Raw genomic sequence first — 12894 nt, 5'->3', positions numbered from 1 at the left:
CTATAATAGTTTTATAAAGACAATAGCTTTAAAACACCTATATCTTTTATAAGTATAAGATATTAAGTACTCAATCTTTTATAAGTATAAGATATTAAGTATTCAAAGCCGTTATCAAACGCTGATGAATACCTTCAAAACCACCATTTGACATAATAATAACTGCATCGTCTTTACCTGTTTGGCCAAGCTTAGACAAAAGATGATCGATGATTTTTTGGGTATCATTCATCACATACTGTCGGTTATTGATATTATCAACGTTACCAATAACTTCGCTCAATCCCCATTCTAAACCTGATGGCTCATACCAAATAACTTCATCAGCGAGTTGCGCAGAAGCTGCTAAATTGTCTTTATGAACCCCAAGCTTCATGGTATTACTTCGTGGTTCAATAATGGCCCAAATTTTAGCTGCTTTTAATTTCTTTTTGGCGCCATCGAGTGTGGTGGTAATGGCAGTAGGATGATGCGCAAAATCGTCAAACACTTGTACTTTACTAGTTGAATTGCCCGATTTATACTCAACATCAGCGATCAATTCCATACGACGCTTAATACCGGAGAATTTAGACAAGGCTGCGCAGGCTTGTTCAACACCAATGCCGATATCATAAGCAGCAGCAACCGCTACCATAGCATTTTCTATATTATGGCGACCGCTCATACCCCAATGAACTTCTCCAGTTAGCATCTGGGTTTGCTCGTCATCATGATAATGTATCAAGAATCGACTGCCATCTTCTTCAATTAACTCAGCTTTCCATACGCAATCTACCGTACCTTGTAAGTTATCAGGCTCTGTAATTTCAGTACGCCAAATAGGGGTCCAACACCCTTTTTCTATCGTAGCCTCTAAACTTGGGGTATGACCCGGCATAATGATTTGACCACTACTTGGAATCATACGAATCATATGATGGAACTGAGTTTGGATAGCATCTAAATCTTTAAAGATATCAGCATGGTCAAACTCAAGGTTATTTAAGATAGCGGTGCGCGGGCGATAATGGACAAACTTTGAACGCTTATCAAAAAATGCAGAATCATACTCGTCGGCTTCTATAACGAAGTAACCGCGTTCGCCTTGATCGTTTTTATCAGAGCCCAGATAACTACTGTGACTAAATGCTTGGGTTAGCTTTTCATTATCGCTATCTACCAAAGGCACGCCACCGATTAAGAAGCCGGTATCAATACCACAGTAGTGTAATACCCAAGCGAGCATGGTAGTGGTAGTCGTTTTGCCATGCGTACCGGCCACCGCTAGCACATGACGGTATTGTAAGACATGCTCTGATAAAAACTGAGGTCCAGAGGTATAGGCAAGCCCTGCATCAAGCATATATTCCACCGCTTCGATACCCCGTTTCATAGCATTACCTACAATTACTAAATCGGGTGCAGGTTGCAAATGACTGGCGGCATAACCCTCTTGAATAACCACACCAGCACGTTCAAGCTGAGTGGACATGGGGGGATAGATATTGGTATCAGAACCAGTCACTTTATGACCTAGATCACGAGCCAATAACGCAAGTGACCCCATAAATGTACCGCAGATACCTAAGATATGAACGTGCATGGAACCTCTAATATGTCTTTAAATAAATGAAAGTTTAACCAAGCGCAAAGCATCAAGCAGTACGATTGCTAATAATGCGCCATAAAACCAGTAAGTTAATAAAAATCAAAACACTAAACAAGATTAAAGCCTGCTCTGGAATAGACATTCCTAAAAAGCGCCAACTTATCTCGGCACATTCACCAGATCCAGATAGTACTTGATTAATCACCTGTTTCATAGGCAGTGCTTCTAACCAATAATCCAGCCCAGGACCACATGAAGGCACTTGATCTGCCGGTAAATGCTGTAGCCAAACATGACGAGCAGCAACACCAGTTGACCATAAGATACCAGCCATTGAGCCTAGCCATAGCAAAAATCGAAACGCTTTTGCTTTTGGATTAGCGATGCCAGCAATCAGTGAAAATAGCCCCATCACCATAAGCCCGATGCGTTGGAATATACATAAAGGGCAAGGCTCAAGACCCTTATAATTTTGTAAAAATAAAATGGCAAAAGCCATGCCAATGATGGCCAAAGCCACTAAAATGAAATTAAGAGCACGGTAAGTCAATAAACGTGGCATGCTGGTTGTTCCTTGGCAAAGGTTAGTTCAGTATTCAATAATGCCTAAATATATAATTTTAATTCTTTATAACGGCAAATTTATTAGCGATACTGCTGAATATACTCATAAAAATCTTGCTTGTCACTTTGCTCAAGATCCTGATGTTGTATCCAAGACTTTTCCGCCAACACTTCATATTTAGCTTGAGTCTTTGGACTCAAAGAATTACGCATGATAGTTTCACGATGTTGCACCGCTAAGGCATAGCCTAAATTCCAAGTACTGCCTAAACGTTCAGTATCTGCTAAAACTTGAGCCGATAAAGTAGCGTCTGGATATACCGCTTTGCCCAACATAAGTGTCACTGCTACTCGGTAATTATTGCTACCATATTCAGCATCAAGCAGGGCAGCAAAAGGAAGCATGGCTTCTAAATGTTTTCTCATCCACTCTGATAACTGTAAGTCACCGTCACAAGTATTAATAGTTAAGCCAGGTTCACGGCCATTATTAACCACTTTCTCAATGTTCTCAGTCAATAAGTTATCTTCTTCAGGCAGAAGTTCAGGTGAATCAGTCAGTAAACAATATAGCGCTAATACTTCTAAGAAACAGGCAGTGGATACTCGAATACCAATGTCACTATAGGGGTCTAAATCGACCGCTCTAAATTCAACATAAGCAATGCCACGAGCTTCTAAGGCATGACTTGGAGCTTCTTCTGACTGTGCAATTTGCTTAGGACGAATAGGGCTATAGTACTCATTTTCAATTTGTAGAATATGATCGTTAATCTGAATAGGATTGCCATTTTCATCATCTAGTCCTAACTCACTAAAGCCAGAAAAAGGGGTGTTGATAGCCTTTCTAAGCCCTGATACGTATTCAGGAAGATTATTGTAGCGAATATCTAGCTGATCTTGCACACTATTGGTATAACCAAGTTTACTCATGCGCAAGCTTGTGGCTTTTGGCTTAAAGTAAGTGGTGTTATTCAACAGCGATAAGTCATGTTTGCGGCCGGTAAGGAAGCAAGGACACACCGAAGGACTAGCACCTGTGAGGTATAATACCAAGCTGCTCATGCGCTTAAAGTTACGAATCAGACCTAAATATTTGTCATTTTTGAACTCGGTTAATGACTCATTACGTTGCTGTGACGGTAGGCTCTCACGCCATGCTTCAAACAAATTATCGCCAAAAGATAAGTTATAATGCAGGCCAGCAATAGTTTGCATACGGCGGCCATAACGAATCCCTAGACCACTTCGGTATAAGGTTTTTAGACGACCCACATTAGAGGTGCCATATTCGGCCAAAGGAATATCATTGTCATCAGAGGACAGCATGCACGGCATAGATAATGGCCACATCAATTCGCCCTCTTGTAACGATTGATATACCAACACATGCAGTTCGCGAAGCATGGTTAAGGTTTCAGCCACTGTGGGCTTAGGGGAAGTAATCAGTTCTAACAAGCTTTCAGAATAGTCGGTGGTGATATAAGGGTGGGTTAACTTCGAACCTAAAGATTCTGGATGCGGCGTTTGGGCAAGAAAACCGTCAGACTGCATTCTTAACCCCTCTTTTTCAATACCACGCAGCATACCCGATAGGTGTTTGCTGGATAACCAAGAAGGTACAACAGGATGGCGGTTTGGGCGTGAGGAGGAGGCAGTTACTTCAGACATACTATAATCTCAAAATCAAATAGGCACCTCACTGGTCATCAACTAAGCAAATCATTTGCTAATCAAATTATTAACTAAGCAACTCAGCTAATCATCATCCAAGCAAAAGATTAAAGAGGCTTAATTCAGGCAGTGGCGGCACAGTAGTTTTTATAGGCACAATGAGGCCATTTATATATCGATTTAGTGTAGCTTAAACCTATCAAAAAATCATGTGTGTTTACAATTGACAGCCATAATCAAAGTCAAATCCTCCTTAGCTCTGGCCGTATAAGTTAAGGAAGGATCTTATAAAATCTATAAAAAAATAACCACTACAATACTAAATCAAAGCTTGTAGTGGCCATTATAAAATTTTATATCACTAAATTGGCTTGCAACAAATAAGGTCGTTTAAAGCCATAGCGGGTCACAATTATAGTTGAATTGACTTAAATCAACTGTAGACTTGCTGTTTAAATGTCTGTGATTAAATTATAGTGCTTAAAATTATAGTGCTTAAAATTCAAGTGCTTAAATAGAGAAAGAAGAGCCACAGCCACAAGTTGTTGTCGCATTCGGGTTAGTGACCACAAAGCGAGCACCTTCTAAGCCTTCAGTATAGTCTACTATTGAGCCTTGTAGATACTGATAACTTAATGAATCGACCAGCAAAGTAACATCCTCGTTTTCGAAGTTGGCATCATCTTCGCCCACTTCATCAGCGAAATTGAACCCGTATGAAAAGCCTGAACAGCCCCCACCAGTGACATACACTCGTAGCATTAGGTTGTTATCGCCTTCTTCTTCACGTAATCTGCGGACTTTATTGGCCGCACTGTCAGTTAGGGTAATGGTTGTCATAGCATCCTCGTAAAGTGTGCAAACTTCACTTAACGTAAAATTTGAAGTTGGTGCTTCAGCTGCCCAAGACTAAAAGAAATTGTAATTTTAAAACGGCTGACTTTAAAGGTAAGTTATTATAAATAAAATTTATTTTTGGCTTATTTTAAACTCAGCGGCGGATAAATTTTTTATAATGGATAAGCCTCAATGACGGCGCTTTGTTTATCAAGGGCATTGCTTATCAAAGACATTGGTTATCAAGGACATTGAAAGGTCATGACCAACTGTTGATTTTACGGTTATTTAAATTATTAGTCATTCAGTATAGCATAATGAGGCATAATGCTTGGTTTTCAATATGCCTTAGCTGCTAAACTGTGCCCTTTTTGTTGCAAGTTTTATATCAGCTCGATTCAACCGAAATATACTACTTATTCTGCTTAGCATTAACCAAAAGTGATTGATATCCATGATTGAATTTAACAAAGTCAGTGTCCGCCGTGATGGCAGAGTACTTTTTTCAGACGCCACCTTTCAGATACATCCTGGTCAAAAAGTGGGGCTAACCGGCAACAATGGTACCGGAAAATCTACTTTATTTGGGGTAATACTGACTTATATGGGTGAGCGTACTACGGATGAGTTAACTGTGGATGCTGGTAATATTAGCATTCCAAGTGGCTGGGAAGTGGCGCACATGGCGCAGGAAGTTGAAGGTAGCAGTCAGCCTGCTATAGATTATGTGTTAAGTGGCGACAAAGAGTGGTATGAGCTCAATGGCAAAATGATGGCACCGGATAGCTTAACTGATGATGAAATTGCTCAATTGTATCAACGTTTTGATGACATCGATGGCTATCGTACTCCTACCACAGCCGCACAGATAATGGCGGGTTTGGGATTTCAGCCCAACCAACACGAGCTGCCTGTGAATGACTTCTCTGGAGGCTGGCGCATGCGCCTTAATTTGGCAAAAACTCTGATGAGTCGAGCTGACTTATTGCTACTCGATGAGCCAACCAACCACTTAGACTTAGACGCTATCTTATGGCTTGAGGATTGGATTGCTAAATTCGATGGTACCGTGCTACTTATCTCGCATGACCAAACTTTCTTAGATGCCACCATTGGCTATATTTTGCATGTCGAAAATCAGCGTCTGACTATGTATACCGGCAACTACTCACAGTTTGTCCGCACCCGTAGTGAACGTTTAGCACAGCAGCAACAAGCTTATGAGAAGCAAGAAACCACACGAGCCCATTTAGAGGACTTTGTGCGCCGTTTCCGTGCCAAAGCTTCTAAAGCCAAGCAAGCTCAAAGTCGATTAAAACAACTGGAGCGCATGGCGGATTTATCGCCAATAATGGCAGACAACCCTTTTACTTTTCAATTTTATGAACCCAGTCATATGAGCTCGCCCTTGATCACTTTAAAGTCAGCTGATATTGGCTATAGTGATACGCCTATCTTAAAAAATGCCAGCCTTCAGATTACGCCCGATACTCGTATTGGCCTATTGGGTATGAATGGAGCCGGTAAATCCACCTTAATTAAAGCCTTGGTCGGAGAACTTGAGCCGTTAACGGGCAGTTATAAAGTATCGGATACGCTACATATTGGCTACTTTAACCAGCATCAGATGGACAGCTTGGATGCTGAAGCGACGCCAATGATTATGATGCGCCGTATTGCTGGTAAGACTTCTGATGCAGAATTGCGCTCGTTTTTGGGTAGCTTTGACTTTCGAGGCGACCGTATTGATACCCCAAGTAAACTGTTCTCTGGTGGAGAAAGGGCGCGCCTGACCTTGGCATTAATTGTATGGCAGAAGCCTAACGTTTTGGTACTTGATGAGCCAACCAACCACTTAGATTTACAAATGCGTCAGGCATTGACTATGGCCTTGCAAGGCTTTGCTGGTGCTGTGGTTTTGGTCTCGCATGACCGAGAGCTTATCGCTAATGTCTGTGATGAGCTGTATTTGGTGCATGCAGGTAAGTTAAATGAATTTGAGGGTGATGTTTCAGATTACGGAAAATGGCTGTCCGAACAACGTAAATCAGATGCCAAATACGCCGCAAAAGAGTCTCGCGATGCCAAATCAGCGTCTAATGAAGCGGCTAAAAAAGCAGAAGCAGAAAGAAAAGCTGCCGAAGCCAAAGCTAAGGCTCTTGCAGAAGAGCCGCAACTCAATAAAGAAGAGCGCCGTAAACTGGCCGCAGAGCAGCGTAAACTGACTGCGCCGATTCGCAAACGTATTGAACAAGCTGAAAATAAGTTGGATAAATTAGCCATTGGGCTAAATGCACTTGAACAAAAGCTGGCCGATACCACACTTTATGAAGACGCTCGCAAAGATGAGCTTTTAAAGTTGTTAGATGAACAAACGACACTAGAGCAGCAGCAATCCAAGCTTGAAGAAGAGATGCTAATGGCAATGACTGAGCTTGAACAGTATGAGCAATAAGTCATATTAGCTAGTTAATAAAGCTTAGCAATTGATTGAGTCAATTGCTTAACCCACAAAAAGAGCTTGATTATACAGGCTCTTTTTTTTAAGACATAAATTCTTATTTAACATAGTTAACAACCGTTTTTGCTGAGCATAGCTCTGCTTTTTATCATGAGTCTTAAGTAAAGATAAAGCCAGAATACCAAATAGGATATTAAAAAGTAATACAGATTAAATGTCAAAAAACCTATAGTGTGTAACTAACTGAGCACTTACACTAAAGGTAAGGATTCATAAGGTCATAGGTAGTAAATCATCTATAAAAGAATTAAATCACATAAACTTTGGTTATTGGACCGTGAAATATAAATGAATAGCCCTTATATAACAAGTTATGAACGGGCACTTAGATTAGATTGCTTAAAAGGATAACAATAATGGCAGAAAAAAGTTTTTACGATGCTTTGGGCGTTAGCAAAGATGCCTCAGAAAATGATATTAAAAAAGCCTACCGTAAGTTGGTGCGTAAGTATCACCCTGATGTGAGCAAAGCTAAAGATGCCGACGAAAAAATTGCAGAAATTAACAATGCTTATGAAACCTTACGTGACCCCGAAAAACGAGCTCAGTATGATGCTATGCAGGCCAATCCCTTTGCCGGTGGCTTTGGTGGCGCAGGTGCAGGAGGCTTCGGCGGTGCTGGCGGTCAAGGCGGTTATAGATGGGAAGATATCAAAGATCAGTTTGGAGAAGGAGCGCCCTTCGGCAGTGGTAGTTTCCGCTTTGATGATATATTCTCAGCATTTGGGGCTGGCAAAGGTGGCGCAAGATCCTCACGCCAATCTGCTCAGCCGGGCTTCGAAGGCTTTGATCACTTTGGTGGTGCTTTTGCCGATGCTGGTCCAGCGCCAGGGCAAGACCAACACGCTGAGATCAATGTCAGTCTAGATTCAGTATACAACGGCGATGATTATAGCATCAAATTAAATGTGCCAACGCGTCAAGCAGATGGCACGGTTAGTCAAGAACAAAAAACTTTGAAGATTAAAATTCCTAAAGGCATTACTGAAGGCAAGCAAATTCGCTTAAGTGGTCAAGGTGCGGCAAGCTATGGCGGTGGCAAAAACGGTGATTTGTTTTTAAAGGTAATGATTAAGCATGAGGATAATATTCGCTTAGAAGGTGCTGATGTGTATCAAACGGTGAATATTGCCCCTTGGGAGGCGGCATTGGGTGAAAAGATTAACATCAATACCCCTGCAGGAACCTTTGGTATTACTATACCTAAGAACAGTAAGTCTGGTAGTCATCTAAGGGTTAAAGGTAAAGGCATACCTGCAAAGGAGGCAGGTGACTTATATCTGACATTGAATATTGTTAACCCAGAGATTAGCACAGAAGCCCAAGAGAAGGCGTATGCGGCTCTAAAACAAAGCTTTGCTGATATCAGCATACAGCGCTAACGCAGTTAAAAAAATTATAAGAGGGACGGTTATCATGAAACACTCTAATGAATTTAACGATATTATTATGACCCTAGATGAGCTCATTACTGTTTGTGGTGCTGAGCGTAATTGGGTAATGGCGTTAATAGAAGAGAATGTCATTGAATATGATGTGCCAGAGACCCAACAATTTACTGGCTACCAGCTGGCAATTGTGCGCCGAGCATCACGTTTAAGTCGTGATTTTGATGCCAGTATTCCGGCAATTGGTTTAATTTTAGAGTTGTTAGAAGAGCTTGAGCAACTGCGTCAGTTTAAACGACAGCATCAGTCTCAAACCCAGTTAGTGCAAACAATTGAGGTTGAGATTCAATCCAAATAACGGTTTAAGCTAGCCATAAATACAAAATGCTAAAAAAGGCTCTAATCTAATGATTGGAGCCTTTTTCATAGCTATAGAGTTGTCTAAAGATACAGTCTGCAATATAAGATCAGTATTGAATTTTAAACCAACTTCTAAACAGCTTTATTTTTCATCACAGGATCAGCAGCTGCAGTAAATAATACGTCAGTTGACGAGTTAAGAGCTGTTTCTGCTGAGTCTTGGATAACGCTAATTATAAGACCAATGGCCACGATTTTCATAGCGATATCATTTGGAATATTAAATAAGCTACAAGCCAATGGAATTAATAATAAAGATCCACCTGGTACACCTGAAGCACCACAGGCACTTATGGTAGCCACAACGCTTAGTAATAACGCAGAGCCGAAGTCAACTTCTATACCTAAAGTTTTAGCTGCTGCTAAGGTTAATATATTAATGGTGATAGCTGCCCCAGCCATGTTGATTGTGGCCCCTAAGGGTAGGGTTACAGAATAAGTGTCTTCGTGCAGACCAAGCTTAGCAGCTAAGTTCATATTTACGGGAATGTTTGCCGCTGAAGAACGTGTAAAAAAAGCTGTGATACCTGACTCACGTAAGCATTGAAATACTAAAGGATAAGGGTTTCTGCGGATATTAAAGGCCACAATAATCGGGTTAACCACCAACGCGACAAATATCATACAGCCTACCAATATAAATAGCAGATGCGCATATCCTTTTAAGGGCGCAAACCCAGTATCAGCGATGGTATTAGCAACCAATCCTAATATACCAATCGGGGCTAAGGAAATCACAAATTTAACAACACTTGATATGGCGTCAGATAAGTCAGCGACCATGGTTCGGGTAGTAGCAGATGCCTGACGTAGAGCAATACCGATGATAATGGCCCATGCCAAAATACCGATATAGTTAGCAGTAACAAGCGCATTGACAGGGTTATCTACTAAATTCATAAGCAGGGTGGTTAACACTTCTTTTATGCCTGATGGCGGAGCACGGTCTGCTACTGATTCAATGGTATGTAAATCAATCAACTCAGTCGGAAAAATAAAACTGGCAGTAACCGCAGTTAAAGCCGCTAAAAAGGTGCCGAAGATATACATAATAATAACAGGTCTAACATGAGCTTCACTACCACTTTGGTGTTTGCTCACTGCTGCTATAACTAGAATAAAAACCAAGATAGGAGCAACTGCTTTTAGAGCCCCAACAAATAAAGTACCTAATAATCCAAGTGCTATGCCAGCGGATGGTGCTAACCAACCAATTAAGATACCTATTATCAATCCAATGATAATTAATGGCACTAGACCAATGCGTTGATACATGTCAATAAGGGCTCTCATAAGCTCTCCGTAAAAGTACTGAGTTGACATAAAACAGTACTAAATCATAAAAAATAAAAGTATGCGCAACACAAGCTCATAGCCAGTGCAGAGATGTTTTTAGGTTACGTTTTTGATTCGCAGATAGGCTTTCTAAAGCCATTGATATTAACAATCTGATAGCTTTTGTTCATTTAAGCCTTATCCTATAACCAGATAATGCAGTGATTATACAAAACTTAAATTTGTCTGCAACAGATAACTAAAAATAAGATAGAAAGACAGGATATGACAGATGAAAAAATCAGTTAATCGGAAAGTAAATTAGTTCAAATCCTAAGTCACGATAAATTCGATATTTGTCACGACCTTGTTGTTTACTAGTTTCGTCTGAGGTAATGATTTCTAAGATTTTTTCAGGCAAAGTGCCATGAGTAGAGATAGGAGGTGCAGTAGGAGCAAGATTAAGCACTACACCGTCAAAGTCAGGTATCATTTTTTTGACCAAGGTCACTGGTGCAGAAAGCTTATCTAAAGTAATAACATCTTCCAATATGAGGTTATGAGGAATAAAGCTGGTGGCATCAAAACTCCACAGGTGTTCGTCTAAGGCAGTCAGACGCTCAGTTTGATCATCAATAATGAGTAAACTGTGGTCGCTTTTAGTCAATACCGTATGGGTCAATCGGCACACAAAATTTAGCACCGCATCAGCATCTAGAGCTGAGGCAGTGCTTGAGGTGATGTCATGTTGCTTAAAGCGCTCACCAAGAACGTAAAAACTAATTTGCATAGGTAGTATCTATACTATTGCTCAGACATATTTTTTAGATACTGCATAAATAAAGGTACCGGACGACCAGTTGCCGCTTTTTCTTTACCCGAGTTCCAAGCAGTACCAGCAATGTCTAAGTGAGCCCATGCTTGCCCTTCTTTGATGAAGCGTGATAAAAAGCAAGCTGCAGTTATCGCACCCGCTGCTCGGCCACCGATGTTCTGAATATCTGCAATAGGCGAGTCCAACTGACTTTGGTATTCATCATCTAGTGGCATATGCCAGATTAAATCGCCGGATTGATCACTGGCGTTTTCGAGTTCAAATAGAACATCTTCATCGTTACTAAAGACCGCTGAACGCACATGACCTAACGCAATAACACAGGCACCAGTTAAGGTGGCCACATCGATAATGGCACGTGGATTGTAACGTTGTACATAGCATAAAGTATCTGCCAGTACTAAACGACCTTCAGCATCGGTGTTTAAGATTTCAACGTTCATGCCGTTCATGGCTTTTACGATATCGCCTGGACGAGTTGCTTCACCGGATGGCATATTTTCCGCACACGCTAGAGCGCCCACAACGTTGATCGGAAGACGCGCTTCACATAATGCTTTTATGGTTCCAAGTACCGAAGCTGCACCACCCATGTCGAATTTCATTTCGTCCATAGCTGCGCCAGGCTTAATTGAGATACCGCCTGAATCAAAGGTCACCCCCTTACCGACTAATACGATAGGCGCGTCATTATCAATGTCTTCAACGTTGCTATCTTTCGATTTAGCGGCTTTCGTTTTAGACGTCTTCTTCGGTAGTTTATCTGTTACTGCTTTTAAGTTATTGGTCAAAGTATCGACAAAGCTACTATTATTAGTATCGATAGTTTCAGATACTAGGTTTTTGCCTTGATACTCAAGGATAACCAGCTGTCCTTCACGAACTGAGCCACGAGATACAGACAAGAAGCAGTTCATACCCAGCGCTTCCATTTTATTTTCACCTAAAACAGTAACTTTTAATAGGTCTGGATAGGCTTTTGCCAAGTCTTTGGCTTGTTCTGCCATATATTCTGGGAAACATATATTGCCTGGTTCATTGCCTACATCACGTGCCAACGATTGACCGCTATGAACAGCTGTCACATAGTCCACGGTGGCTTGCTCAACGCTCGCTGAAATTAAAGTAATTTCAGTTAGTTTAGGTTCACTGTTTTCAGATTTATATTTATCAAAACGATAGCTTGCATTGAGTAACTCCAATGCCAATTGCTGTAGGCTTTCATCTGATAAGTCATCGCCAATAGCTACTGCTAGGTTAGTAACGCGATGCTGTGTATTTTTATAAATAGCTGTGGCAATCTTTTGAATAGAGGTTGAATTAATTTTTTCAGGCTTACCCACACCAACTAGCATAAGCTGTAAGGGCGTTTTTTTGGCATCTGCTGATAATGCGAAGTCAGCGACCGTTTCGCCAAGTTTACCTTTAAAGCCAGACACTGAAATTAAGTCCTCAATGCGCTGCTGATAGAGCTCTAACTCTTTAAAGCTGCCAATAATATTTGCTTCGTCATCTACCAATACTGCTAGGCAATGGCTTTGAGTCTCATTAGAGGTAGATTTTTTTAGTAATTTTTTTGTAGCCAGTTTTGGCAAAGTTTTATTAACTGATATAGTTAAGCTCATAATACTTCCTATGTTTTATATAATGAATTTATTATTGGTGAGACAGCTTTTACATTATTAATGGTGTACTTAGATTTGCACTGAATATTTCTTACATCATATTTGACGGACTTATATTTGACAGATTCATATTTGACAGATTGTTGATAATTAGATTATGACTT

The 12894-nt window shown here is 40.7% G+C and carries 10 protein-coding genes; 3 read left to right on the top strand and 7 right to left on the bottom strand.

The window, feature by feature from the left end:
- Positions 1 to 94: 94 nt before the first annotated feature.
- The 4 genes from mpl to erpA all read right to left on the bottom strand — a co-directional run bounded on the left by mpl (position 95) and on the right by erpA (position 4669).
- Positions 95 to 1585, bottom strand: coding sequence for a UDP-N-acetylmuramate:L-alanyl-gamma-D-glutamyl-meso-diaminopimelate ligase (gene mpl / locus QZ265_RS06330; RefSeq protein WP_296404499.1), 1491 nt, complete (start codon positions 1583 to 1585; stop codon positions 95 to 97).
- Positions 1586 to 1637: 52 nt separating this feature from the next.
- Positions 1638 to 2153 (bottom strand): disulfide bond formation protein B, encoded by a 516-nt coding sequence (locus QZ265_RS06325; RefSeq protein ID WP_296404497.1) that lies wholly within the window; start codon positions 2151 to 2153, stop codon positions 1638 to 1640.
- A gap of 83 nt (positions 2154 to 2236) precedes the next feature.
- On the bottom strand, positions 2237 to 3826 hold the full coding sequence (gene gshA, locus QZ265_RS06320) for a glutamate--cysteine ligase (protein ID WP_296404495.1): 1590 nt from the start codon (positions 3824 to 3826) through the stop codon (positions 2237 to 2239).
- 513 nt (positions 3827 to 4339) lie between these two features.
- Entirely contained in the window at positions 4340 to 4669 is a 330-nt protein-coding gene (gene erpA / locus QZ265_RS06315) for an iron-sulfur cluster insertion protein ErpA (protein WP_296404493.1), read from the bottom strand.
- 451 nt (positions 4670 to 5120) lie between these two features.
- Between erpA and QZ265_RS06310 the strand changes: the two genes are divergently transcribed.
- The 3 genes from QZ265_RS06310 (at position 5121) to QZ265_RS06300 (ending at position 8933) form a co-directional block, all read left to right on the top strand.
- Positions 5121 to 7121 carry an ATP-binding cassette domain-containing protein gene (locus QZ265_RS06310; protein ID WP_296404491.1) on the top strand — a complete coding sequence of 667 codons (2001 nt, stop codon included), beginning with the start codon at positions 5121 to 5123 and terminating at the stop codon, positions 7119 to 7121.
- A 422-nt stretch (positions 7122 to 7543) separates the two neighbouring features.
- Positions 7544 to 8569, top strand: coding sequence for a J domain-containing protein (locus QZ265_RS06305; RefSeq protein ID WP_296404489.1), 1026 nt, complete (start codon positions 7544 to 7546; stop codon positions 8567 to 8569).
- 34 nt (positions 8570 to 8603) lie between these two features.
- Positions 8604 to 8933: a chaperone modulator CbpM gene (locus QZ265_RS06300; RefSeq protein WP_296404487.1), complete on the top strand. Its 330-nt coding sequence runs from the start codon at positions 8604 to 8606 to the stop codon at positions 8931 to 8933.
- Between the two features lie 134 nt (positions 8934 to 9067).
- Here QZ265_RS06300 and sstT read toward each other — a convergent pair whose 3' ends face one another.
- From sstT to QZ265_RS06285, 3 genes are all read right to left on the bottom strand, one after another.
- Positions 9068 to 10288, bottom strand: coding sequence for a serine/threonine transporter SstT (gene sstT, locus QZ265_RS06295; RefSeq protein ID WP_296404485.1), 1221 nt, complete (start codon positions 10286 to 10288; stop codon positions 9068 to 9070).
- Positions 10289 to 10571: 283 nt separating this feature from the next.
- Positions 10572 to 11060, bottom strand: a complete 489-nt coding sequence (locus QZ265_RS06290) for a DNA polymerase III subunit chi (RefSeq protein ID WP_296404483.1) — start codon at positions 11058 to 11060, stop codon at positions 10572 to 10574.
- Positions 11061 to 11074: 14 nt separating this feature from the next.
- Positions 11075 to 12730 carry a leucyl aminopeptidase gene (locus tag QZ265_RS06285; protein WP_296404482.1) on the bottom strand — a complete coding sequence of 552 codons (1656 nt, stop codon included), beginning with the start codon at positions 12728 to 12730 and terminating at the stop codon, positions 11075 to 11077.
- Positions 12731 to 12894: the final 164 nt, after the last annotated feature.

Source organism: Psychrobacter sp. (genome assembly GCF_018260395.1).
Taxonomy (GTDB): domain Bacteria; phylum Pseudomonadota; class Gammaproteobacteria; order Pseudomonadales; family Moraxellaceae; genus Psychrobacter.
Note: the sequence above shows the minus strand (reverse complement) of the source record. Positions and strands in the feature narration are given on the sequence as shown.

Coding starts and splice junctions, on each gene's coding strand:
- QZ265_RS06305 (WP_296404489.1), top strand. CDS start 7,544: ATGGCAGAAAAAAGTTTTTACGATGCTTTGGGCGTTAGCAAAGATGCC.
- QZ265_RS06310 (WP_296404491.1), top strand. CDS start 5,121: ATGATTGAATTTAACAAAGTCAGTGTCCGCCGTGATGGCAGAGTACTT.
- sstT (WP_296404485.1), bottom strand. CDS start 10,288: ATGAGAGCCCTTATTGACATGTATCAACGCATTGGTCTAGTGCCATTA.
- QZ265_RS06290 (WP_296404483.1), bottom strand. CDS start 11,060: ATGCAAATTAGTTTTTACGTTCTTGGTGAGCGCTTTAAGCAACATGAC.
- mpl (WP_296404499.1), bottom strand. CDS start 1,585: ATGCACGTTCATATCTTAGGTATCTGCGGTACATTTATGGGGTCACTT.
- erpA (WP_296404493.1), bottom strand. CDS start 4,669: ATGACAACCATTACCCTAACTGACAGTGCGGCCAATAAAGTCCGCAGA.
- QZ265_RS06300 (WP_296404487.1), top strand. CDS start 8,604: ATGAAACACTCTAATGAATTTAACGATATTATTATGACCCTAGATGAG.
- QZ265_RS06325 (WP_296404497.1), bottom strand. CDS start 2,153: ATGCCACGTTTATTGACTTACCGTGCTCTTAATTTCATTTTAGTGGCT.
- gshA (WP_296404495.1), bottom strand. CDS start 3,826: ATGTCTGAAGTAACTGCCTCCTCCTCACGCCCAAACCGCCATCCTGTT.
- QZ265_RS06285 (WP_296404482.1), bottom strand. CDS start 12,730: ATGAGCTTAACTATATCAGTTAATAAAACTTTGCCAAAACTGGCTACA.